The organism is Streptomyces sp. SID5643, from assembly GCF_009872555.1.
Taxonomy (GTDB): domain Bacteria; phylum Actinomycetota; class Actinomycetes; order Streptomycetales; family Streptomycetaceae; genus Streptomyces; species Streptomyces iakyrus.
In genome coordinates, this window is record NZ_WWIC01000052.1 from 45,754 (window position 1) to 69,050 (window position 23,297).

General features: G+C 71.9%; 21 protein-coding genes. 13 read left to right on the plus strand and 8 right to left on the minus strand.

Annotation, left to right across the window (positions count from 1 at the left end; all coding sequences use genetic code 11):
• Nucleotides 1–5: 5 nt before the first annotated feature.
• On the minus strand, nucleotides 6–1,631 hold the full coding sequence (locus tag GTY56_RS06125) for an ABC-F family ATP-binding cassette domain-containing protein (RefSeq protein ID WP_161363247.1): 1,626 nt from the start codon (nucleotides 1,629–1,631) through the stop codon (nucleotides 6–8).
• A 305-nt stretch (nucleotides 1,632–1,936) separates the two neighbouring features.
• Between GTY56_RS06125 and GTY56_RS06130 the strand changes: the two genes are divergently transcribed.
• On the plus strand, nucleotides 1,937–2,581 hold the full coding sequence (locus GTY56_RS06130) for a GPP34 family phosphoprotein (protein WP_161363248.1): 645 nt from the start codon (nucleotides 1,937–1,939) through the stop codon (nucleotides 2,579–2,581).
• Between the two features lie 181 nt (nucleotides 2,582–2,762).
• Here the strand turns inward: GTY56_RS06130 and ssgD are convergent, their stop codons facing one another.
• A complete protein-coding gene (gene ssgD, locus GTY56_RS06135) occupies nucleotides 2,763–3,179 on the minus strand; it encodes a spore wall synthesis regulator SsgD (RefSeq protein WP_053674905.1) in 417 nt (138 codons plus the stop codon).
• A 257-nt stretch (nucleotides 3,180–3,436) separates the two neighbouring features.
• Between ssgD and GTY56_RS06140 the strand changes: the two genes are divergently transcribed.
• Both GTY56_RS06140 and GTY56_RS06145 read left to right on the plus strand, forming a co-directional pair.
• Nucleotides 3,437–4,531, plus strand: coding sequence for a WD40/YVTN/BNR-like repeat-containing protein (locus GTY56_RS06140; protein ID WP_161363250.1), 1,095 nt, complete (start codon nucleotides 3,437–3,439; stop codon nucleotides 4,529–4,531).
• 70 nt (nucleotides 4,532–4,601) lie between these two features.
• Nucleotides 4,602–4,925, plus strand: a complete 324-nt coding sequence (locus tag GTY56_RS06145) for a hypothetical protein (protein ID WP_062930312.1) — start codon at nucleotides 4,602–4,604, stop codon at nucleotides 4,923–4,925.
• A 10-nt stretch (nucleotides 4,926–4,935) separates the two neighbouring features.
• On the opposite strand, the gene GTY56_RS06150 is transcribed toward GTY56_RS06145, so the two are convergent.
• The gene (locus GTY56_RS06150; RefSeq protein ID WP_161363252.1) at nucleotides 4,936–5,229 is read right to left on the minus strand and encodes a YciI family protein; all 294 of its coding nucleotides are present in this window, start codon (nucleotides 5,227–5,229) and stop codon (nucleotides 4,936–4,938) included.
• Between the two features lie 62 nt (nucleotides 5,230–5,291).
• Between GTY56_RS06150 and GTY56_RS06155 the strand changes: the two genes are divergently transcribed.
• A complete protein-coding gene (locus GTY56_RS06155) occupies nucleotides 5,292–5,984 on the plus strand; it encodes an endonuclease V (RefSeq protein WP_161363254.1) in 693 nt (230 codons plus the stop codon).
• Here the strand turns inward: GTY56_RS06155 and GTY56_RS06160 are convergent.
• On the minus strand, nucleotides 5,972–6,166 hold the full coding sequence (locus GTY56_RS06160) for a hypothetical protein (RefSeq protein ID WP_161363255.1): 195 nt from the start codon (nucleotides 6,164–6,166) through the stop codon (nucleotides 5,972–5,974). The genes GTY56_RS06155 and GTY56_RS06160 overlap by 13 nt on opposite strands.
• A gap of 180 nt (nucleotides 6,167–6,346) precedes the next feature.
• Between GTY56_RS06160 and mmpA the strand changes: the two genes are divergently transcribed.
• Nucleotides 6,347–6,493, plus strand: coding sequence for a morphogenic membrane protein MmpA (mmpA, locus tag GTY56_RS06165; protein ID WP_010042861.1), 147 nt, complete (start codon nucleotides 6,347–6,349; stop codon nucleotides 6,491–6,493).
• 27 nt (nucleotides 6,494–6,520) lie between these two features.
• Here mmpA and GTY56_RS06170 read toward each other — a convergent pair whose 3' ends face one another.
• On the minus strand, nucleotides 6,521–7,699 hold the full coding sequence (locus GTY56_RS06170; RefSeq protein ID WP_161363259.1) for a saccharopine dehydrogenase family protein: 1,179 nt from the start codon (nucleotides 7,697–7,699) through the stop codon (nucleotides 6,521–6,523).
• Between the two features lie 91 nt (nucleotides 7,700–7,790).
• Here GTY56_RS06170 and GTY56_RS06175 point away from each other — a divergent pair, with 91 nt between their 5' ends.
• The 4 genes from GTY56_RS06175 to GTY56_RS06190 all read left to right on the plus strand — a co-directional run bounded on the left by GTY56_RS06175 (nucleotide 7,791) and on the right by GTY56_RS06190 (nucleotide 12,874).
• Nucleotides 7,791–8,171 carry an MmcQ/YjbR family DNA-binding protein gene (locus tag GTY56_RS06175; RefSeq protein WP_161363261.1) on the plus strand — a complete coding sequence of 127 codons (381 nt, stop codon included), beginning with the start codon at nucleotides 7,791–7,793 and terminating at the stop codon, nucleotides 8,169–8,171.
• Nucleotides 8,172–8,281: 110 nt separating this feature from the next.
• The gene (locus GTY56_RS06180; RefSeq protein ID WP_161363263.1) at nucleotides 8,282–9,427 is read left to right on the plus strand and encodes a CaiB/BaiF CoA transferase family protein; all 1,146 of its coding nucleotides are present in this window, start codon (nucleotides 8,282–8,284) and stop codon (nucleotides 9,425–9,427) included.
• Between the two features lie 11 nt (nucleotides 9,428–9,438).
• The gene (locus GTY56_RS06185; protein ID WP_161363265.1) at nucleotides 9,439–10,653 is read left to right on the plus strand and encodes an acetyl-CoA C-acetyltransferase; all 1,215 of its coding nucleotides are present in this window, start codon (nucleotides 9,439–9,441) and stop codon (nucleotides 10,651–10,653) included.
• A gap of 34 nt (nucleotides 10,654–10,687) precedes the next feature.
• Nucleotides 10,688–12,874, plus strand: a complete 2,187-nt coding sequence (locus GTY56_RS06190; protein WP_161363267.1) for a 3-hydroxyacyl-CoA dehydrogenase NAD-binding domain-containing protein — start codon at nucleotides 10,688–10,690, stop codon at nucleotides 12,872–12,874.
• Here the strand turns inward: GTY56_RS06190 and GTY56_RS06195 are convergent.
• The gene (locus GTY56_RS06195) at nucleotides 12,860–13,582 is read right to left on the minus strand and encodes a MerR family transcriptional regulator (protein WP_161363268.1); all 723 of its coding nucleotides are present in this window, start codon (nucleotides 13,580–13,582) and stop codon (nucleotides 12,860–12,862) included. The genes GTY56_RS06190 and GTY56_RS06195 overlap by 15 nt on opposite strands.
• A gap of 218 nt (nucleotides 13,583–13,800) precedes the next feature.
• Here GTY56_RS06195 and GTY56_RS06200 point away from each other — a divergent pair, with 218 nt between their 5' ends.
• Entirely contained in the window at nucleotides 13,801–15,267 is a 1,467-nt protein-coding gene (locus GTY56_RS06200) for an amino acid permease (RefSeq protein WP_161363270.1), read from the plus strand.
• 32 nt (nucleotides 15,268–15,299) lie between these two features.
• Here the strand turns inward: GTY56_RS06200 and GTY56_RS06205 are convergent, their stop codons facing one another.
• Both GTY56_RS06205 and GTY56_RS06210 read right to left on the minus strand, forming a co-directional pair.
• Entirely contained in the window at nucleotides 15,300–16,187 is an 888-nt protein-coding gene (locus tag GTY56_RS06205; RefSeq protein WP_161363272.1) for an arginase family protein, read from the minus strand.
• 256 nt (nucleotides 16,188–16,443) lie between these two features.
• Nucleotides 16,444–17,967, minus strand: a complete 1,524-nt coding sequence (locus GTY56_RS06210; RefSeq protein ID WP_161363274.1) for a M1 family aminopeptidase — start codon at nucleotides 17,965–17,967, stop codon at nucleotides 16,444–16,446.
• 233 nt (nucleotides 17,968–18,200) lie between these two features.
• Between GTY56_RS06210 and GTY56_RS06215 the strand changes: the two genes are divergently transcribed.
• From GTY56_RS06215 to GTY56_RS06225, 3 genes are all read left to right on the plus strand, one after another.
• Complete coding sequence (locus GTY56_RS06215; RefSeq protein WP_161363276.1) at nucleotides 18,201–20,165, plus strand: Xaa-Pro dipeptidyl-peptidase; 1,965 nt, start codon at nucleotides 18,201–18,203, stop codon at nucleotides 20,163–20,165.
• Complete coding sequence (locus GTY56_RS06220; RefSeq protein ID WP_161363278.1) at nucleotides 20,162–21,436, plus strand: M14 family zinc carboxypeptidase; 1,275 nt, start codon at nucleotides 20,162–20,164, stop codon at nucleotides 21,434–21,436. The genes GTY56_RS06215 and GTY56_RS06220 overlap by 4 nt, the downstream gene beginning before the upstream one ends.
• A gap of 85 nt (nucleotides 21,437–21,521) precedes the next feature.
• Nucleotides 21,522–23,246 carry a BCCT family transporter gene (locus GTY56_RS06225; RefSeq protein WP_161363280.1) on the plus strand — a complete coding sequence of 575 codons (1,725 nt, stop codon included), beginning with the start codon at nucleotides 21,522–21,524 and terminating at the stop codon, nucleotides 23,244–23,246.
• Nucleotides 23,247–23,297 lie beyond the last annotated feature (51 nt).

Here is a 23,297-nt window from a genome sequence, read left to right on the forward strand (position 1 = left end):
CGACGCTAGGCGGAAAACCAGACAGCCTCTGGCGTGATTTCCCGCAGTTCTCCCTCCTCCAGCAACAGCCAGCGCGTGATGCCGACCGACTCCAGGAACGGCAGGTCGTGACTGGCCACGACCAGCGCCCCCTCGTACGACTCCAGGGCCGTGGTGAGCTGCCGGACGCTCGCCATGTCGAGACTGTTGGTCGGCTCGTCCAGCATGAGCAACTGCGGCGCGGGCTCCGCCAGCATCAGCGCGGCCAGCGCCGCCCGGAAGCGTTCGCCGCCGGACAGCGTCGCCGCCTTCTGGTCGGCGCGGGCGCCCCGGAACAGGAAGCGCGCCAGCCGCGCCCTGACCCGGTTGTTGGTGGCGCCCGGCGCGTACCGGGCCACGTTCTCGGCGACGGTCCGCTCGCCGTCGAGGACGTCGAGCCGCTGCGGCAGGAACCGCAGCGGGACGTGCGCCCGTACCTCGCCCGCCTCGGGGGCGAGCTCCCCGGCGATCGTGCGCAGCAGGGTGGTCTTGCCCGCGCCGTTGCGCCCGATCAGCGCGACCCGCTCGGGGCCGCGCAGCTCCAGGCCGCCCTTCACCCGGGCGCCGTAGCGGAGCCCGAGATCCTGAAGCGTGAGGACGGTACGGCCCGGCGGCACGGCCGTATAGGGGAGATCGACGCGGATCTCGTCGTCGTCCCGGACCGCCTCCACCGCGTCGTCCAGCCGCTCCTTGGCCTCGGCGAGCTTCTCCTCGTGCATGATGCGGTGCTTGCCCGCGGACTCCTGTGCCGCGCGCTTGCGTGCCCCCATGACGATCTTCGGCTCGCGCTTCTGATCCCACATCTTCTGCCCGTACCGCTTGCGGCGGGCCAGCTTGACCTGGGCGTCGGTCAGTTCGCGTTTCTGCTTGCGGAAGTCGGCCTCGGCGACGCGCACCATGCGCTCGGCCGCCTCCTGCTCGATCTCCAGGGCCTCCTCGTAGACGGAGTAGTTGCCGCCGTACCAGGTGACCCGGCCGGAGCGCAGATCGGCGATCTGGTCGACGAGGTCCAGCAGTTCACGGTCGTGGCTGACGACGACCATCACGCCCGGCCAGGACTGGACGGCCGCGTACAGCCTCTTGCGGGCGTACAGGTCGAGGTTGTTGGTCGGCTCGTCCAGCAGCAGTACGTCGGGACGGCGCAGCAGCAGGGCGGCCAGGCGCAGCAGCACCGACTCGCCGCCCGACACCTCACCGATCGTGCGGTCCAGCTCGACGTGTCCGAGCCCGAGTTCGCCGAGGGTGGCGAGGGCGCGTTCCTCGACGTCCCAGTCGTCGCCGACGGTCTCGAAGTGCCTCTCGGAGACGTCACCGGCCTCGATGGCGTGCAGGGCGGCGCGCTGTCCGGCGATGCCGAGGGCCTCGTCCACGCGCAGGGCGGTGTCGAGCGTGACGTTCTGCGGGAGGTAGCCGACCTCGCCGGCCACGCGGACGGTGCCGTCGGCCGGTGCGAGTTCACCGGCGACCAGCCTCAACAGGGTGGATTTTCCGGAACCGTTGACGCCGATCAGGCCGGTCCGGCCGGGGCCGAAGGCGACGTCCAGGCCCTCGAAGACGGGGCTGCCGTCGGGCCAGGTGAACGAAAGGGATGTCACGGTGATGGAAGCAGACATGGGGCCTCACTCGCGGTTGCTCGAAGCGGTCGGGGGCAAACGCGTGTCGAGACACCTGCGACCAGGGGGGGGAGGCTCCATGGCACACCACGGACAGGAAAAATGCCCCGCACCAAAGGACGGCTCGAACGCCGAGGTCGCACGCAGCGCACACCAGTCGGGTGTGACGCGGTGTCTCAGGACCTCAGACGAGCAACGTCCTTCTCCAATCGGCGGCAACAGGGGCGCTACAAACCGTACGAGGGCGCTCTGAGGCTGTCAACGGATTAACGTGGAACCCGATCTCCCCGCACCGAGGAGGCCCCGTGCCCCACGGCCCGCTCACGCTGCCGGCCCGGCTCTGCCTGCTGACCTGGGACACCGCGCGGCCGGCGGCCGACGGCACCGCCCACCGGCCCGGACCGGTCCGGGCCGGCGCCCTCGTCGAGCTGGCCCGTCGCGGGCTGCTCACCGACGACGACGGCATCGTCACACCGGCCGACCTGGACACGGGCACGGGGGACGCGGTCCTCGACGGGCTGCTCGAACTCGTCCGCGAGTCGTGTCCCCACCCCTGGCGGACCTGGGTGACGCTGCGCGCACGGGTGACCCTCGACGCCGTACGGGAGCAACTGGTGGCCGAGGGGTGTCTGCGGGCGGAGAAGAGACGGGTCCTCGGCGTGTTCCCGTCCGTGGAGTACGCGTTGGAGCGCAGGGCAGCCGTGGAGGTGCTCCGGGAGGAGACCCGGCAGGTCCTTCGCGGGCCGCTGCCGGTCGCCGGGATCTCCGAGCGGGACGCCGCGCTCGCCGTCCTCGCCGCCGCGGCCGGCCTCTTCGGCGACAGCACACCCGGCCGGCGCGCCGAGGAGCTGGCCGAACGGGCCGCGGCGGCGGCGCCCGGGCTGCGCGGGATCCTGCGCGAGCTGAGCACGGCGGTGACGGCCGGAGCAGCGGTGGCGGCCTCGCCCTGACACCCCCCCCAGGGACCGATACGCCTGCCTGATCGCCGCCTGGGTGGTGGCACCTCCCACGACTCAAGGGCAGTGGGGGAGGACCTCACACCGGAGCTGCTGGACCGGGGGACCTACGGGGCGCTGACCGGCCAGCTCGCCCGCGGTGAGGTCAACGCCCTTCTCGAACAGTCCCCTCAGCTCAGCACGCGTCCCGCATCAGTTCGGCGAGACCGTGGTCCAGATCCAGCTGGAGGTGCTCGAGACCGACGGGCACGAGCTCGCTCGTGGCCTCCAGAAAGCGGCGGATCTCGCTGGAGCGGACGTGGACCACGGCCGTGCCCTCGGGGGCGTGGAACTCCAGCACCGTGCGGTCGTAGCCGTAGGGCCGCACGCGCACGTCGCCGTGGCCCTCGGCGCTCTTCTGGCCCGCGGCGAGCAGCTCGCGGGAGAAGGTCCAGCAGACCTCGACGCCCTCCAGCGTGGCCGGGGCGGGGAAGGTCATGCGGACCGCGAACGGGTCACGCCGGTCGTAGTGCAGCGTCGCGGGAATGCTCGGCATACGCGGCGCGGCGGCGACGAGGCGGGCCTCCACGGGCTGCTCGATGACGATGGACAACGCCTTGCTCCCTTGTGACGGCTGGACGGACACTTCCGGGCGGATGAGGCCGGGCACTGGAAGAGACGACGGAATCAGCCAATCCGTGCACACGAAATGCGAGTGACCTCTGTCACCGCGTTCATGCACCAGAGTGACGTGGCTCTCCTCGTGTGCCACGAAGGGCACTTGTGGCACCCGCGGCACCACGCGGAGAGCCGGTGAGGCCATCTGGACGGCACCCGGGCGGTGGGCTAGCTTCCCCCGCCATGAGGCGCATGGGGAGCACGCGACGGACGGGACGAATCCGCAGCAGGGCGACCGCGCTGGCGGCCTGCGCGACGGCACTGGCGGCCCTGACCGCCGTACCGGCACAGGCGCACGAACCTGAGCGCCGGGTGCCGCACTGGGAACTCAAGGACACCGGGGCCCCGGAGACACGGTTCCGGGGCCTCGCCGCAGTCAGCCGGACCACCGCCTGGGTCGCCGGGACCGGCGGCACCGTCCTGCGCACCACCGACGCCGGGGCGACCTGGCGCAACGTCTCACCGCCCGGCGCGGGGGAGTTGCAGTTCCGGGACGTCGAGGCGTTCGACGCGCGCCGGGCCGTGGTCCTGGCCATCGGCGAGGGCGAGGCGTCCCGGGTCTACCGCACCGACGACGGCGGAGCGACCTGGACGGAATCCTTCCGCAACACCGACCCCAGGGCCTTCTACGACTGCCTCGCCTTCTTCGACCACCGCCACGGCCTGGCGATGAGCGACCCGGTGGACGGCAGGTTCCGCATCCTGTCGACCCGCGACGGCGGTCGTACCTGGAAGGTGCTGCCGGACGAGGGCATGCCGGCCGCGCAGGAGGGCGAGGCCGGTTTCGCGGCGAGCGGCCAGTGCCTGGTGACGTCCGGGCCGAAGGACGTCTGGCTCGCCACCGGAGGGGCGGCACGCGCGCGGGTGCTGCACTCCGCCGACCGGGGACGCACCTGGACGGCCACCGACACGCCTCTTCCGGCGGGCGACCCGGCCCGCGGCGTCTTCGCGCTCGCCTTCCGCGACCGCACCCGCGGCCTCGCCGTCGGCGGCGACTACCGGCCCGACCAGCCCTCACCGCGCGCCGCCGCGCGCACCTCCGACGGCGGCCGCACCTGGCGTCCGGCGGCCACGCCTGCGCCCGCCTACCGCTCCGGCGTCGCCTGGCTCCCGCACAGCCGCACCGCCGCCCTCGCCGTCGGCCCCACCGGCACCGACCTCACCACGGACGCGGGCCGCACCTGGCGGACCGTCGGCACCGGCTCCTACGACACCGTCGACTGCACTCCCGACCACGGGTGCTGGGCGGCCGGCGAGAAGGGCCGGGTTGCCCGCCTGGAGCGCTGAGCATGCGGGGTGCCCTGATCGTTGGCAGGGTGGGTACTCGTTCACTGATCGTGAAAGGAAGTGAGCGAGAATGCCACGCGGTTCGAGCTCCAAGCGGGAGCGCCAGTACGAACACATCAAGGAAAGTGCGAAGGACCGGGGCGAGAGCACCGGCCGCGCCAAGGAGATCGCCGCACGGACGGTGAACAAGGAACGCGCCCGTTCCGGCGAGTCGAAGACGGCCAGCCGCACCTCCACGAAGGACATGTCGTCCGGCAAGCGCGGTGGCCAGCGGTCGGGGCAGGGCTCCCAGGGCCCCACCTACGACCAGCTGTACCAGGAGGCCAAGCGCAAGGGCGTCGAGGGCCGTTCCAGCATGAACAAGAGCCAGCTGCAGCGCGCACTGGGCAAGTGAGGCGGATGCTTCAGAGGGTCTCCCGGTAGGCCTCCAGCGCGGGCGCCGTCTTCGTCGCCGTGAACTCGGTGACGCGGTACGCGCACACGCCCGCGGTGACGAACGGGTCCTCCGCGGTGATCTCCTCGATCCGCTCGCGGTCCCCCGCGACGGCGATGATCACCCCGCCGTCGCGGGGGTTCTTGCGCCCGGACGCGAGGAAGACCCCCTGCCGGTACTGCTCGTCGAGCCAGACCACGTGCTCCTCCAGCACGGCGTCGACGGCTTCCAGCGGGGCGGTGTACGACAGCTCCAGCACGAACATGCCCGGGAGCCTACCCCCGGGCATCCGCCCCGCCGCCGGGAAGCCCGTAGGCTCGGGCCACCATGACGACCGTACGCATCCCCGAAGACTGGCCCACGACCGAGGACGAGGCCCGCGCCGTCCAGGACGCACTGCGCGCCCGCGTGATCCTCGGCGAACCGGGGCCGCCGCCCGGCTCGGGCCCGGTCACCGGGGTCGACGTCGCCTACGACGACGAACGTGACGTCGTCGCCGCTGCGGCGGTCGTGCTGGACGCGTCGAGTCTCGAAGTCGTCGCCGAGGCCACGGCCGTGGGCCGGATCTCCTTCCCCTACGTGCCCGGGCTGCTCGCCTTCCGTGAGATCCCCACGGTCCTCGCCGCCCTCGCCGCCCTGCCCTGCCCGCCCGGCCTGGTCGTCTGCGACGGCTACGGCCTCGCCCACCCCCGCCGCTTCGGCCTCGCCGGCCACCTCGGCGTCCTGACCGGCCTGCCCACGATCGGCGTCGCCAAGAACCCGTTCACCTTCACCTACGACGACCCGGACACCCCGCGCGGCAGTACCTCCGCGCTCCTCGCCGGCTCCGAGGAGGTCGGCCGGGCCCTGCGCACGCGGGACGGGGTCAAGCCGGTGTTCGTCTCCGTCGGACACCGGACGACGCTGGACAACGCCTGCGCGCACACCCTCGCCCTGACCCCCGCATACCGTCTCCCGGAGACCACCCGCCGGGCGGACGCGCTGTGCCGCGAGGCACTCCGCCGGACCTATTCGTCCTGACCGTCCACCCGCCAGCGGCCCACCTCGCGGTACTCCGAGTCGTAGATCGCCGCTTGGTCCCCGGGGGCGAGCGCGTAGTGGCGCAGATTGCCGGCCCAGTACCTGAGGATCCTGCCCAGCTCGCCCGCCGGGTCCTTCGCCAACGCCGCGTCGTCCAGGGAAACTTCCAGAAGGAATCTCATACCTTCAAGGGTTTCATTGAACTCCTTGTTGGCACTTTTCGAGCGGTCACCGGGGGCGGAACGCCGAAAAGTCTCAAGCCGGGGGGAGATGGGCGGGCCGGGCGGGCGGCCGGAACTGAGTACCGGCTCTGAGTACCCGTACGGATGCCCGCCCCCACCCCCGTCGGCAGGCTGGGGCGCATGACGACGCACCGCGCCCCCAAGCCAGTTGCCGGCCCCACCCAGACCGTCGAACGGGCCGTCACCATAGGGCTGATCCTCGCCGTGCTGGCGGGGCTCGGCTGGATCGCCGGGATGATCTACACCATCGCCGAGTGGCCGCTGTAGGAGCCTCAGCGAGCCGACGCGGCTGCCTCAGCGGGTCGACGCGACGCGGAAGCGGATGCCCGCCGCGCGCAGCCGGTCGATCAGCGCGTTGCCCATGGCCGCCGCCGTCGTGACCTGGCCCGCCGTCTGCGGCAGGTCGTCGAACGCCAGGCACAGGGCCGACTCGGCGAGCATCTTCGCCGTCTCGTCGTAGCCGGGATCCCCGCCCGAGACCTCCGTGTACACCCGCGTGCCACCGCCCTCGCCCACGAAGCGCACGGAGAACCAGCTCTTCGCCCGCTTCTCGGGGCTCGGCCCGTCCCCGGGCTTCAGCCGGTCCGACAACCAGCGCCGCGCGGGCGGCACCTGGGCCGCCGCGACCAGTGCGCCGACCGCCGCGACCCCGCCGACGGCCACCGGCAGGTGCCGGACGGCCGCATACTGCCGGTAGCGGAAGTCGGGCCCGTACCGGTCGATGGCCGACGCCGAGCGCCGCACGATCTGGGGGTCGATGGTCGGCATCGGCAGCGCCCACGCGCCGACCTCCTTGGCGAACCGGGGACCGCCCAGCGGGGCCGCCGCCCGCCGGCCCACCAGCCGCGGTTCGTGCCGCCGCCGGTCGCGGGCCGCGGCCGCCATCTCCCGCTGCCGTGCGAACTGGCCCAGCGCCGAGGCGAAGGTCCCGCCGGAGAACGCCGCGTCGGCGGTCACGAAGCCCTCGACGCTCAGCGGCACGTCCTGAGGCAGCTGCTGCACGGTGAAGTACACGCCGAGGTCGTGCGGGACCGAGTCGAACCCGGCGGCGTGCACCAGCCGCGCCCCGGTCTCCCGGGCGCGGGCGTCGTGCCGCACGTACATCAGGTCCACGAACTCCGGCTCGCCGCACAGGTCCAGGTAGTCGGTTCCGGCGTCCGCGCAGGCGGCGACGAGTTCCTCGCCGTGGGTCACGTAGGGGCCGACGGTCGTGGCCACCACGCGCGCGCGGTCCGCGAGGTCGCGCAGCGAGGCCGGGTCGGAGACGTCCGCGTGCAGCACCCCCACCTCGGTGCCGGCGGGCAGGCGTTCCCGCAGCCGCTCCAGCTTCCCGGCGTTGCGGCCCGCGATCGCCCAGCGCAGCCCCTCGGGGGCGTGGGCGGCCAGGTACTCCGCGGTGAGCGCTCCGGCGAAACTGGTCGCTCCGAAGAGCACGATGTCGTACGGACGGTCCGTCCTGCTTTGCCTGCTCATGACACCCCTCGGTCGTGCAGCCCGTGCCGCTGTCGGTGGCCGAGGCTAGCGTGAGGAGTGCGGAGCCCGACGACGAGCCCGGAGGACCACGATGGCCGTGCCCAGGAATGCCCTGAAGAAGTGGGAGAAAGTGCGCGCGTTCGCACTGGGGCTGCCGGATGCCGTCGAGGAGTTCCCCTGGGGCGAGTCCGTCGCGAAGGTCAACAGGAAGGTGTTCGTCTTCCTCGGCGTCCAGGACGGCAGTTACCCCCTGGGAGTGACGGTGAAGCTCAAGGACGAGACGGCACACGCCCACGCGCTGGCCTGCCCCGGCGCCGAGCCCGCCGGGTACGGCCTGGGCAAGGCGGGCTGGGTGTACGTCCCCTTGGAGGAGCAGGGCGCCCCGGCCGCCGAGGTGCTCTGCGACTGGGTGGAGGAGAGCTACCGGGAGATCGCCCCGAAGCGGCTGATAGTCGTGCTGGACGGGCACTGACCTCGTCCGGCAGATTGCTGAGCGCTTGCTCGTTCAGGGCTTGTGCCGAGTGGAACACGTTCTTAGCATCGCTGGTGTTACATCAGATGTGTCACAGCACTGGGGGCTGGATGACCACGGCAAGGACGCCAGGGCACGGCCCGCTCTCCGGCGCGCGCGTCGTCGAGCTGGCCGGCATCGGACCCGGCCCGTTCGCCGCCATGCTCCTGGCCGACCTCGGCGCCGACGTCGTCCGCGTGGACCGTCCGGGCGGCCCCGGACTCGCGATCGACCCGGCCTGCGACGTCACCAACCGCAACAAGCGCTCGGTGGTCGTCGACCTGAAGGCCCCCGACGGCCCCGAGCAGGTGCTCGGCCTCGTGGCCCGCGCCGACATCCTCGTCGAGGGCTACCGCCCCGGCGTCGCCGAGCGCCTCGGCGTCGGCCCCGAGCCCTGCCACGCCCGCAACCCCCGTCTCGTCTACGGCAGGATGACCGGCTGGGGCCAGGACGGCCCGCTCGCCCGGCGCGCCGGGCACGACATCGCGTACATCGCCCCCACCGGCACCCTCGGCATGATCGGCCGCCCGGACGAGCCGCCGGCGGCCCCGGCCAACCTGCTCGGCGACTACGCGGGCGGCTCCCTCTACCTCGTCGTCGGCGTCCTCGCCGCCCTCCACCACGCCCGCGCCACCGGCACCGGCCAGGTCGTGGACGCCGCCATCGTCGACGGCACCGCCCATCTCTCGACGATGATCCACGGCATGCTCGCCGCCGGCGGCTGGCAGGACCGCCGCGGCGCCAACCTCCTGGACGGCGGCTGCCCGTACTACGGCACGTACGAGACGGCGGACGGCCGGTACATGGCCGTCGGCGCCCTGGAGCCGCAGTTCTACGCGGAGTTCCTCACCCTCCTGGGCGTCGGGGACCGGGCCGCGGCGCGCACGGACGTCGCCCGGTGGGGTGAACTGCGCGAGGAAGTCGCCGCCCGCTTCAAGAGCCGCACCAGGGACGAGTGGACGGCCGTCTTCGACGGCACCGACGCCTGCGTCGCGCCCGTGCTGTCGCTGCGCGAGGCCCCGCACCACCCGCACCTCGCCGCCCGCGGCACCTTCACCGAGCACGGCGGCATCACCCAGCCCGCCCCGGCCCCCCGCTTCTCCGCGACCCCGACCTCCGTCCGTACCGGCCCGGCCCGGCCGGGCGCCGACACCACGGACGTCGCCCGGGACTGGGACGTCCCCGGGCTGCTCCCCGCGCTTGGCAACCCTCAGTGAAAGGCCTCCTCGTGAGCACCGAAGCGTATGTGTATGACGCGATCCGCACCCCGCGCGGCCGCGGCAAGGCGAACGGCGCCCTGCACGGCACCAAGCCCATCGACCTGGTCGTCGGACTCATCCACGAGATCCGCGCCCGGTTCCCGGACCTCGACCCGGCCGCCGTCGACGACATCGTCCTCGGCGTGGTCGGCCCGGTCGGCGACCAGGGCTCCGACATCGCCCGGATCGCCGCCATCGCCGCGGGCCTGCCCGACACCGTCGCCGGCGTGCAGGAGAACCGCTTCTGTGCCTCGGGCCTGGAGGCCGTCAACCTGGCCGCCGCCAAGGTCCGTTCCGGCTGGGAGGACCTCGTCCTCGCGGGTGGCGTCGAGTCCATGTCCCGGGTGCCGATGGCCTCCGACGGCGGCGCCTGGTTCAACGACCCGATGACCAACCTCCTGGTCAACTTCGTGCCCCAGGGCATCGGCGCCGACCTCATCGCCACCATCGAGGGCTTCTCCCGGCGCGACGTCGACGAATACGCCGCCCTCTCCCAGGAGCGGGCCGCCACCGCCATGAAGGACGGCCGCTTCGACAGGTCCGTCGTCCCCGTGAAGGACCGCAGCGGCCTCGTCGTCCTCGACCACGACGAGTTCCCCCGCCCCGGCACCACCGCCGACTCCCTCGCGGGGCTCAAGCCGTCCTTCGCGGACATCGGTGAACTCGGCGGCTTCGACGCGGTGGCACTCCAGCAGTACCACTGGGTGGAGAAGATCGACCACGTCCACCACGCGGGCAACTCCTCCGGCATCGTCGACGGCGCCTCGCTCGTCGCGATCGGCTCCCGGGAGGTCGGCGAGCGCTACGGCCTGGCGCCCCGCGCCCGGATCGTCTCCGCCGCCGTCTCGGGCTCCGAGCCCACCATCATGCTCACCGGCCCGGCCCCGGCCACCCGCAAGGCCCTCGCCAAGGCCGGACTGACCATCGACGACATCGACCTCGTCGAGATCAACGAGGCGTTCGCGGCGGTCGTGCTGCGCTTCGTGAAGGACATGGGCCTGTCCCTGGACAAGGTCAACGTCAACGGCGGCGCGATCGCCCTCGGCCACCCGCTCGGCGCCACCGGCGCGATGATCCTCGGCACCCTCGTCGACGAACTGGAGCGCCAGGACAAGCGCTACGGCCTCGCCACGCTGTGCGTCGGCGGCGGCATGGGCGTCGCCACCATCGTCGAGCGCATCTGACCCCCTCCCGACGGATCACACGGAGCACCTCCACATGAGCACTGAATCCACCACCATCCGCTGGGAACAGGACCGCACCGGCCTCGTCACCCTGGTCATCGACGACCCGAACCAGTCCGCGAACACCATGAACCAGGCGTTCCGCGACTCCCTCGCCGCCGTCACCGACCGCCTGGAGGCCGAGAAGGACTCCGTCCGGGGCGTCATCATCACCTCGGCGAAGAAGACCTTCTTCGCCGGCGGCGACCTGCGCGACCTCATCCGCGTCACGCCCGAGACGGCCCAGGAGCTGTTCGACGGCGGCATGGCCATCAAGCGGAACCTGCGCCGCATCGAGACCCTCGGCAAGCCCGTCGTCGCCGCCCTCAACGGCGCGGCCCTCGGCGGCGGTTACGAGATCGCCCTGGCCTGCCACCACCGCGTCGCCCTCGACGCGCCCGGCTCCAAGATCGGCTGCCCCGAGGTCACCCTCGGCCTGCTCCCCGGCGGGGGCGGCGTCGTCCGCACCGTCCGCCTGCTCGGCATCGCCGACGCGCTGCTGAAGGTGCTCCTCCAGGGCACCCAGTACAACCCGCGCCGCGCGCAGGAGAACGGCCTCGTCGACGAGGTGGCCGACAGCCCCGAGGACATGCTCGCCAAGGCCCGCGCCTTCATCGACGCCAACCCCGAGTCCCAGCAGCCCTGGGACAGGCCGGGCTACCGCATCCCGGGCGGCACACCGGCCAACCCCAAGTTCGCCGCGAACCTGCCCGCCTTTCCCGCCAACCTGCGCAAGCAGACGAACGGCGCCCCCTACCCGGCCCCGCGCAACATCCTCGCCGCCGCCGTCGAGGGCTCCCAGGTCGACTTCGAGACCGCGCAGGTCATCGAGGCCCGCTACTTCGTGGACCTCGCGGCCGGGCAGACCTCGAAGAACATGATCCAGGCGTTCTTCTTCGACCTCCAGGCCGTCAACTCCGGCGCGAACCGCCCCCAGGGCGTCGAACGGCGCCAGGTCCGCAAGGTCGCCGTCCTCGGCGCCGGCATGATGGGCGCCGGCATCGCCTACTCCTGCGCCCGTGCCGGCATCGACGTCGTCCTGAAGGACGTCTCCCTGGAGGCGGCCCTCAAGGGCAAGGGCTACTCCGAGAAGCTGTGCGCCAAGGCCGTGGCGAAGGGCCGTACGACTCAGGACAAGGCCGACGCGCTGCTCGCCCGCATCACCGCCACCGCCGAGGTCCAGGACCTGGCCGGCTGCGACGCCGTCATCGAGGCCGTCTTCGAGGACACCTCCCTCAAGCACAAGGTGTTCCAGGAGATCCAGCACGTCGTGGAGGCCGACGCGCTGCTGTGCTCCAACACCTCAACCCTGCCCATCACCGCCCTCGCCGAAGGCGTCGAGCGCCAGGGCGACTTCATCGGCCTGCACTTCTTCTCGCCCGTCGACAAGATGCCGCTCGTCGAGATCATCAAGGGCGAGCGCACGGGCGAGGAGGCCCTGGCCCGCGCCTTCGACCTGGTCCGGCAGATCAACAAGACGCCGATCGTCGTCAACGACTCCCGCGGCTTCTTCACCTCCCGCGTCATCGGCCACTTCATCAACGAGGGCGTCGCCATGGTCGGCGAGGGCATCGAGCCCGCCTCGGTCGAGCAGGCCGCCGCCCAGGCCGGCTACCCGGCCAAGGTGCTGTCCCTGATGGACGAACTGACGCTCACCCTGCCCCGCAAGATCCGGGCCGAGTCCAAGCGCGCGGTCGAGGAGGCGGGCGGCACCTGGACGGCCCACCCGGCCGAGGCCGTCATCGACCGCATGGTCGACGAGTTCGGCCGCACCGGCCGCAGCGGCGGCGCCGGCTTCTACGACTACGGCGACGACGGCAAGCGCACCGGCCTCTGGCCCGGACTGCGCGAGCACTACACCAGGCCCGGCCACCGCATCCCGTTCCGGGACATGCAGGAACGCATGCTGTTCTCCGAGGCGCTGGACACCGTCCGGCTGCTGGAGGAGGGCGTGCTGACCTCCGTCGCCGACGCCAACATCGGTTCTGTCTTCGGCATCGGCTTCCCGGGCTGGACCGGCGGCGTGCTCCAGTACATCAACGGCTACGAGGGCGGCCTGCCCGGCTTCGTGGCCCGCGCGCGGGAACTCGCCGAGCAGTACGGGGAGCGCTTCGCCCCGCCCGCGCTGCTGGTGGAGAAGGCGGAGAAGGGGGAGCGGTTCAGCGACTCACCCCGCGGCTGACCCGCCGGAGTCCGACGGCCCGGTGAGCCATTCGCCCAGCTCTTCCTTCAGCGACCGCTGGAACGCGGTGAGGAGCGCCTGCACCACCACCGGGTGCATGTGCGCCGACAGGGACCGCACGTCCCGGGCGTCACGCTCCGCCACCTCACCGCGGAAGAGCTGGGACAGCTCCCGGGCCGCGGCGCGCGCGTGCTCGACGAGCACCTTGCGCGCCGCGATGATCGCCTCCTGCGAGAGCGGCACGTCCAGCAGCCCGGCGCCCAGCCGGAGCAGACCGAGGTCGGCCTCGAACCCGCCGTCCGCGGGCCGGAGCACGCCCATCGCGACGAGCCGCTCGACGTCCTCGTCGCCCAGCGGCCCTCCGGCCCGCCGCTCCAGCTCCGCCCGGGTGACCGTCTCGACGCTCTCCGGCGCCCAGGAGGCCACCACGGCCCGGTGGATGGCGAGGTCGTGCGCGCTCAGGTCCGGCGGCAGCTGCCGCAGGTAGCGCTCGATGCCGGCCAGCGTCATACCCTGCTGCCGCAACTCCTCGATCAGCGCCAGCCGCGCCAGATGCCCACGCCCGTAGTGGCCCACGCGCCGCGGACCGAGCACCGGCGGGGGCAGCAGCCCCTTCGTGCCGTAGAAGCGGACCGTGCGCACCGTGACACCGGCCCGGGCGGCCAGCTCGTCGATCGTGAGGGTCGGCTCCTCGGTGTCGGTCGTCATGTGCAGCAGTATCGCTGTCTCACCAGTGCTGTGAAACCTCCGGCGCCTCAGGTGACCACCGTGTGAGAAGGAGCGCTCTGTGACGTATGCCACCGCGTGAGTCGCGCAGCGTGGGGGAAGGTGGCCCCCTGGTCTGTGCCTTTACCGAGGGCGCAGACCTTCTGTACGTCCGGAAGCCGAGCGCGACCCGCTCGGGCGCACCAGAGAGTGGATCCACCGTGAGCAAGGACGCCGTGAACACGGCAGCAGCCGCAATCCCCCGTGACGCGGCGCAGGTGCCCGCGGACGCGGGCGACGCCGGTTACAGCAAGGACCTCAAGGCCCGCCACGTCAACATGATCGCCATCGGAGGCGCGATCGGCACCGGGCTCTTCCTGGGTGCGGGCGGCCGCCTCCACAACGCCGGCCCGGCGCTGGCGATCGCCTACCTGGTCTGCGGCGTCTTCGCCTTCTTCGTGGTCCGGGCCCTCGGTGAGCTCGTGCTCTACCGCCCGTCCTCGGGCTCTTTCGTGTCGTACGCGCGCGAGTTCCTCGGCGAGAAGGGCGCGTACGTCGCCGGCTGGATGTACTTCCTCAACTGGTCGACCACCGGCATCGCCGACATCACCGCGATCGCGCTCTACACGCACTACTGGAGCCTGTTCACCGATATCCCGCAGTGGGTGCTCGCGCTGGTCGCCCTCGCGGTCGTTCTGGCGGTGAACCTGATCTCGGTGAAGATCTTCGGCGAGATGGAGTTCTGGTTCTCGATCATCAAGGTCGCCACGCTCGTCGGCTTCATGCTCATCGGCATCTTCCTGCTCGCCACGCAGCACGAGGTGGGCGGGCAGACCCCGGGCCTGAGCGTCATCACCGACAACGGCGGCGTCTTCCCGCACGGCATGATGCCGGTCGTCCTCGTCATGCAGGGCGTGATCTTCGCGTACGCCGCGCTGGAGCTGGTCGGCGTCGCCGCGGGCGAGACCGCCGAGCCGGAGAAGGTCGTCCCGCGCGCGGTGAACTCGATCATGTGGCGGGTGGGCCTCTTCTACGTCGGCTCGGTCGTCCTGCTGGCCCTGCTGCTGCCGGGCTCGGTCTACTCGGCCGACCAGAGTCCCTTCGTCACGGTGCTGTCGAAGATCGGCGTCCCGGCCGCGGGCGACGTGATGAACCTGGTGGTCCTCACGGCCGCCATGTCCTCCCTCAACTCCGGCCTGTACTCCACGGGCCGCATCCTGCGCTCCATGGCGATGGCGGGCTCCGCCCCGAAGTTCACCGCGCGCATGAACCGCAGCCAGGTCCCCTACGGCGGCATCCTGCTGACCTGCGCGGTGTGCGTGCTCGGCGTCGGCCTGAACTTCCTCGTGCCGGCCCAGGCCTTCGAGATCGTGCTGAACGTCGCCTCCCTCGGCATCATCAGCACCTGGGTCATCATCATGGTCTGCCACCTGGTCTTCGTCCGCCGCGCCGAGGTCGGCGAGGTCACCCGCCCGTCCTTCCGCCTCCCGCTCAGCCCGGTCACGGAGATCACCACGATCGTCTTCCTGCTGGCCTGCCTCGGCATGATGTGGAACGACCCCGAGGTCGGCCGCAAGACCCTGCTGCTCATCCCGCTGATCGCGGCCATGCTGGTCACGGGCTGGTTCGGCGTTCGCCGCCGGGTGTCCCGGACAGCGGACGAGGAACTGTCGCGGCTGGCGAAGTAGCGGGTGGTGAGGGAGCGGTACGGGCCGCCGGCTCAGCCCTGGCTGTCGAAGGCCCGTACCAGACAGCCGGCGAGGCGCTGGGCGATGGTGCCGTCGTGGTCCAGACGGGGGTTGAAGATCGCGACGGTGAGGCCGACGGCACCGCCGCCGGTCAGGGCCGTGCGCAGGACGGTCTCCAGCTCCTGCCAGGTCAGCCCGTCCGGCTGCCGGTAGTCGACGGCGGGCATGACGGCGTCGTCCAGCACGTCGACGTCGAGATGGACCCAGTACCCGGCGTCCGCGCCGCCGCCGGTCAGCAGCCCGACCGCGCGCCGGGCCGCCTCGGCCGCCCCCAGGGCGCGCACGGTGTCCAGCCCCATCGCGTGCAGCGCGGGCGGCAGCGGCTGCATCCCGTACGACGCGGACTCCTCCGCGTCCCGGAACCCCAGGGCGACGACGTCCTCGTCCCGCACGAGCGGGCCCCGGCCCTCCAGGTCGGCCAGCACGCGCGGGCCGCGCCCGGTGGCCAGGGCGAGCTCCATGGAGGCCACCTCACCGGCCGGCTCCGCCGACGGCTGGTAGAAGTCGCTGTGCCCGTCCAGGAAGAGCAGGCCGTGCCGGTCGCTGCGGCGCAGCGCGAGCAGGGGGCCGAGCAGGACGCTGCAGTCCCCGCCGAGCACGACGGGGAACCGGCCCCGGGCGAGGACGCCGCCCACCGCGTCGGCCAGCGCGCCGGAGTACGCGGCGATGCCGCCCGGGTTGAGGAGCCCCGTCTCCCGGTCCCGCTCGGGTTCGTAAGGCGGCGGATCGACCCGGCCCGCGCGCGCCGCCCCGAGCCCCTCGGCCAGCCCGGCCCCCAGGAGCGCCCCGGGCAGCTCCTCGACACCGGTGGGGCGCAGCCCGAGCACGGACGGTGCCTCGACGATCGCCACGTTCCGCACGTCCGGCTCCCAGGTCGGCCCGACAACGCCGCCGGACCCAAGCGCCCGGCACCCGGACCCACCGTAGTTCGAGGACCGCCGGCAGGCGCGCCCGAGCGCGCGATCGAGCACCCATGGCGCCCAGGTGCCGCCGACCCGGCGGCGTGATCACCGCCGCCGGGCGAACGGCTGCCGGCGGCAGTGGCCCGCACCGCCCGGCGGCCCTGGACCACGGGTCCGCCGGACGCGCTCGAAGGCCCCTGCCGGCCCTGGCCGGTCAGTGCCTCCGCTCGTGCTCCCCGTGCCCGTGCACCCCGTTCGTCGCAGCGATCCGCTTCCACGACCTGGGCTGGGACACGCCCTTCGCGCCCTTCGCCCCCTTGGCCACCGCCGCGGCCCGGGCCGCCGGCACCCCCGGCTTCGAGGGCTGGAACAGCCACGTGTCGAACAGCGCGGCCAGCGGCTTGCCCGACACCTCCTCCGCGTACCGCTGGAAGTCCGCCACCGACGCGTTGCCGTGGGCGTACTTCGCCGGCCAGCCCTTGAGGATCGTGAAGAAGGCCTCGTCGCCGATCTTGTTGCGCAGGGCCTGGACGGCCAGCGCGCCACGGTCGTAGACCGCGATGTCGAACTGGTTCTCCGGGCCGGGGTCTCCGGGCTTCACCGTCCAGAACGGGTCGTCGGCCGGATGGGAGGCGTACACGTAGTCGGCGAGTTCCTGCGCCGTGCCCTCGCCCTCGTGTTCGGACCACAGCCACTGCGCGTACCGCGCGAAGCCCTCGTTGATCCAGATGTCCTTCCAGCGCTTGAGCGACACCTCGTCGCCGTACCACTGGTGGGCCAGCTCATGGACGACGACGGACACGTTGGACCCGCCTGCGAACTGCCGCGGGCTGTAGAACGGCCGGGTCTGGGTCTCCAGGGCGTACCCGGTGTTCGTGTTCGGCACGTACCCGCCGAGCGCGTTGTACGGGTACGGCCCGAAGTACCCGGCGAGCCAGTCCGCGATCTCCCCGGTCCGTTCCAGGCTCGCCCGTGCCGCCCCGGCGTGGGCGCCGAGATCCTTGCTGTAGGCGTTGAGGACCGGTATGCCGCCCTCGGTCGTGCCGGTCGTGATGTCGAACTTCCCGACCGCCAGCGTCGCGAGGTACGTGGCCTGCGGCTTGTCGGACCGCCAGTTCCAGCGGGTCCAGCCGAGCTTCGAACTCGTCGACTGGAGCGTGCCGTTGGAGATGGCCTGGGTGCCGTCCGGGACGAGCACGGACACGTCGTAGGTCGCCTTGTCGAGCGGATGGTCGTTGCTCGGGAACCACCAGGCGGCAGCCTCGGGCTCGTTCGCCGCGACACCCCCGTCCGGGGTGCGGTGCCAGCTCGTGAAGCCGTGGGCCCGCTTCGACGACGGCACCCCGCGGTAGCGCACGACGACCGTGACGGGCGCGCCCTCGGCCGGCGGGGTCTTCGGCGTGATCTCCAGCTCCTGCTCGCCCGAGGTCCGGAACGAGGCTTTCGCTCCGTTGACGCGCACCTCGCCGACGTCCAGCAGGAAGTCCAGGTTGAAGCTCGACAGGTCCTGCGTGGCGCGGGCCACGAGGGTCGCCGTGCCCTCCAGTTCGTCCGTGGCCGGCTGGTACTTCAGCCGGAGGTCGTAGTGGGAGACGTCGTAGCCGCCGTTGCCGTGGTCCGGGTAGTAGGGGTCGCCGATGCCCGGCGCGCCGGGGGAGTGGGGCGCGGCCGATGCCGGGATCGCCAGCAGGAGAACGGTCGCTGCCAGGGCTCCCGGCGCGATGATTCTGCGGTGCACGCAAGGCTCCAAGTCGTAGGGTGCCGCGGTCTTTCAGGGACTGCCCGGGATCTTGTCCGGGATCTGTCCGGAGCCTATTGACTCCCTGTGCCCCTGATCATGTCCATGGCCCCAGCTGTCACACGATCGCCATTCGGCCGACATGAGACGCCCGCCCCGAAGGCCCCCCGGGACACGCCGGTCCGTCAGCTGCCCTCTTCTGCACGGCAGTTCACCGATGTACCGTCCGGCGCATGCCGAAACGCACGCGCTTCACGACCTGGAGACCGCTCGCGACGGCGGCCACGGCCGCCCTCTTGGCCACTCTGATCACCCCGGCGGCCGTACAGGCCGCACCGGCCGCACCCAGCGGCAGTGAACCCGTCTACTCCTACGCGAACGCCATCCGCGAGGCCGTCTGGGTGGACACCGGGCTCGACGGAGACCGCGACGGAAAGACCGACCGGGTCGCCGTCGACATCGTCCGCCCCCGCGAAGCCGCCCGGCAGGGCCGCAGGATCCCCGTCATCATGGACGCCAGCCCGTACTACTCCTGCTGCGGGCGCGGCAACGAGAGCCAGAAGAAGACGTACGACGCGCAGGGCCGTGTCGCACAGATGCCGCTGTACTACGACAACTACTTCGTCCCGCGCGGCTACGCCTTCGTCGGCGTCGACCTGGCCGGAACCAATCGCTCCGACGGCTGCGTCGACGTCGGCGGCCGCTCCGACGTCCAGTCCGCCAAGGCCGTCGTCGACTGGCTGAACGGCCGCGCCAAGGCCTACACGAGCCGCACCGGCGCCACCCGCGCACAGGCCGGCTGGACCAACGGCCGCACCGGCATGATCGGCAAGAGCTGGGACGGCACCATCGCCAACGGCGTGGCCGCCACCGGCGTCGAGGGCCTGAAGACCATCGTCCCCATCAGCGCCATCTCCTCCTGGTACGACTACTACTTCCAGCAGGGCGCCCCCCTCTACGACTCCGGCCCCGCGTGGCTGTCGGACTACGTCAACAGCCCCGACGCCCGTGCCAAGTGCGCAGCCGTCCAGCAGAAGCTCACCGACGGCGCCCCGCGCACCGGCGACCGGACCCCGCTGTGGACCGAGCGCGACTACGTGAAGGCCGCGCGCAAGGTCAAGGCGAGCGTCTTCCTGGTGCACGGCATGCAGGACCTCAACGTCCGCATGAAGCACGTCGGCCAATGGTGGGACGCCCTCGCGAAGAACGGTGTCGAGCGCAAGATCTGGCTGTCCCAGACCGGGCACGTCGACCCCTTCGACTTCCGGCGCGGCGCCTGGGTCACGACGCTGCACCGCTGGTTCGACCACGAACTCATGGGCATGGACAACGGCATCGACCGCGAGCCCATGGCCGACATCGAACGCGCGCCCGACCGGTGGGACACCTCACGCGTCTGGCCGCCGAGCGGCACCCGGGCCGCCACCCTGCGCCCCGACCGTGGCTCCCAGGCCGGCGTCGGCACCCTCGGCCTGCGGCGCGGCCACGGCACCGAGAGCTTCACCGACGACCCGGAGCTGAGCGAGACCGACTGGGCCGCCCGGATCGACCGGCCGACACCGGAGAAGGCCGGCTTCGTCACCGGGCCGCTCACCCGTGACCTGCGCCTGTCCGGTTCCTCCGAGGTCACCGTCACCGCGACCCCCTCCACCCCGACGGCTCATCTCTCCGCCGTCCTCGTGGACATCGGCCCGGCCGCCATCCGCGACTACGCCGACGCCGGCGAAGGCATCACCACCCTCACCGACCGCACCTGCTGGGGCGCGGGCACCACCGGCGACAGCCCCTGCTTCAAGGAGACGAAGGCCAAGACCGCCGACGTCGACTACACCGTCGTCAGCCGCGGCTGGGCGGACCTCGGCAACCACGCCTCCGACCACAAGGGCTCCCCGCTCACCCCGGGCAAGCGGTACACGATCACGCTCGACCTGGCGGCCACCGACCACGTCGTCCCGAAGGGCCACCGCCTGGCGCTGATCGTCGCGGGCACGGACAAGGATCTCATCGACCCGCCCGCCGACCGGCCGAAGCTCACGCTGGACCTGTCCCGCACCTCGGCGCGCGTCCCGTTCGTCGGCGGCACCACCGCCTTCGCCCGCGCCGCCGCGGGGACCGCGTTCGCCACCCCCGACGCCACGATCCTGGACGGCGTACGGGAGCCGCGCACCACGCAGCGCGTCCCGGGGGAGACCCGGTGACCCGCGCCGGCGCCCTCGCCCTGACCGCGGCCGCCCTCACGGCCTCCCTGATCGCCGCACCGGCCCAGGCGGCCCCGGACTCCTGGCCGCGCACCGGCTTCGAACAGTCGAACGGCGCCCGCTGGACCACGCAGTCGGAGGAGCAGGACTTCCTCAAGGCGGTCGACCGCTCCAGTGGCCGCGTCTCCCTGACCCGCTTCGGCACGACGAAGCAGGACCGCCCGCTCCAGCTGCTGCGCATCGGCACCCGCCCGAGCCAGAGCAAGGTGCTGCTCGTGTGCAGCCAGCACGGCGACGAACCCTCCGGCCGCGAGGCCTGCCTGACCACCGTCCGCGACCTCACCCACGCCCGGGACAGCCGCACCCGGCGCTTCCTCGACCGCACCACGGTCCTGGTCGTGCCCACCGCCAACCCGGACGGCAGGGCCGCCAACACGCGGGGCAACGCCGACGGCGTCGACATCAACCGCGACCACCTCGCCCTGAAGACGGCCGAGGGGCGCGCCCTGGCCGCCCTCATCCGCGACCAGCGTCCCGACGTCGTCTACGACCTGCACGAGTACGGCGCCACCCCGCCGTACTACGACAAGGACCTCTTCGACCTGTGGCCGCGCAACCTCAACACCCACGCGGCGGTCCACGACGAGGCCAGGGCCCTGTCCGAGGCGTACGTCCGGCCCGCGGCCGGCCGGGCCGGACACTCGACCGGCACCTACGGCATCTGGACCGACCCGGAGACCGGTGAGCCGGTCCGGCAGGTCGCCGGCGACGGACAGGAGCGCATTCTGCGCAACATGTCCGGTGTGAAGCACTCTGTCGGCCTGCTCATCGAAAGCCGCGTGGACCCGCTCACCGAGGCGGAGAAGGCGGACGAGGCCCTGAACAACCGACGCCGGGTCGCCTCCCAGCTCGATGCCCTCAAGGGCCTGTTCGGATACACCGGCCAGCGCCGCACCGCGATCGAGACGGCGACGACGGGGGCCCGGCTCGCCGGCTACACCGCCACCGGGCCGGTCTACGTCGGCGGCGCCGACAACGACCCGCCCGAACCGGCCGAAATCATCCAGAATCCACCCTGCGGCTACCGGCTCACCGCCGCCCAGTACGCCGAGGTCGGCGACGAACTCGCCCTGCACGGCGTGCGCGTGCGCAAGGACCGGGCAGGGGTGCTCGTCCCCCTGCGCCAGCCCCTGCGGGCGCTCGTGCCGCTGCTGCTCGACGACCGGGCCGAGTACCACCTGACCGGAGGTTCATCCGAAACCGCATGCTGAGAGGGGTGAAATTCCGCCACACGTGGTAGCAGCGTTACGGAGGGCCTGGGTCCTCCCCTGCTTTCCCAGATGAAAGGTGCCGCCTGTGACGCAAGAACGACCAAGCGACAAGGGCTCCCCGGACGGAGTCGCGCTGCCGGGGTCGGAAGCGGGTCTGCCCGGTCAGGACCGGCCGCAGACCGACCGCATCGTCTTCGGCGTCACGGCGGTGCTCACCCTCGCCTTCGTGGTCTGGGGCGCCGCGGCGACCGACTCGCTCGAAGACGTCTCCACCAGCATGCTCAGCGGCCTGATGCACAACGGCGGCTGGGCGTTCATGCTCGCCGCCTCCGGCTTCGTGGTCTTCGCCCTCTGGCTCGCGATCAGCCGTTACGGCCGGATCCACCTCGGCGCGGAGGGTGAGGAACCCGAGTTCCGCACGGTGTCCTGGGTCGCGATGATGTTCAGCGCGGGCATGGGCATCGGCCTGATGTTCTACGGCGTGAGCGAGCCGCTGTCGCACTACGGCACGCCCCCGCCGGGCAGCAACCCGGCCGACTCCGGCGATCGCATGGAGACGGCCATGGCCACCACCCTGTTCCACTGGACGCTCCATCCCTGGGCGATCTACGCCGTGGTGGGCCTCGCCATCGCCTACAGCACCTTCCGCAGGCGCCGCCGGCAGACCATCAGCGCCGTGTTCACCCCGCTGATCGGCAAGAAGAACGCCAACGGCGGCATCGGCCGGGCCATCGACGTCCTCGCGATCATCGCGACCGTCTTCGGCTCCGCCGCCTCCCTGGGACTCGGCGCGCTCCAGATCGGCTCCGGTGTGCAGGAGCTGAAGTGGATGGACAAGGTGAGCACCGGGCTGCTCGTCACGATCATCGCGGTGCTGACCCTGGCCTTCGTCGCGTCCGCGATCTCCGGTGTGGAGAAGGGCATCCAGTGGCTGTCCAACACCAACATGGTGCTGGCGCTGGTGCTCGCCCTGTTCGTCTTCGTGGCGGGCCCGACCATCATCGTCCTGGACCTGCTGCCCACCTCCGTCTTCGCCTACCTCGGCGACCTGCCCCAGCTGGCCGGCCGGACCGAGGCGAGCGGTGGCGAGGGCGTCGCCGACTGGCTGGGCAGCTGGACGGTCTTCTACTGGGCGTGGTGGATCTCCTGGACGCCGTTCGTCGGCATGTTCATCGCCCGCATCAGCCGGGGCCGCACGATCCGCCAGTTCGTCGGCGGTGTCATCCTCGTGCCCAGCACGGTCAGCCTGATCTGGTTCGCGATCTTCGGCGGTTCGGCGATGAAGATGCAGGAGGACGGGCAGCTCGGCAAGGAGGCGACCCCGGAGGGCCAGCTCTTCGGCGTGCTCCAGCAGTTCCCCATCGCCACGGTCACGAGCCTGCTCGTGATGATCCTGGTCGGCATCTTCTTCGTCTCGGGCGCCGACGCGGCCTCGATCGTCATGGGCACCCTGTCGCAGAAGGGCGCCCTCGAACCCGGCCGCTTCGTGGTGGTCTTCTGGGGCGTGGTCACCGGTGCCGTGGCCGCGATCATGCTGCTCGTCGGCAGCGGGCAGGGCGACGCCCTGACCGGTCTGCAGAACCTCACGATCCTCGCGGCGGCACCGTTCGTCATCGTGATGATCTTCATGTGCGTCGCCCTGATGCGCGACCTTCGCCGCGACCCGGTGATCGTGCGTGAGCAGATGGGCTCCGAGGCCGTCGAGATGGCCGTCATGGAGGGACACAAGAAGTACGACGGCGAGTTCGAGTTCCGCGTCGGCCCGGGCCGCGGCCCGGACGTGGAGGGCGACCCGATCGGCAAGCACTGATCCCGAAAGGCAGCGGGCGGTCCGGGTCCCACGACCCGGACCGCCCGCGCC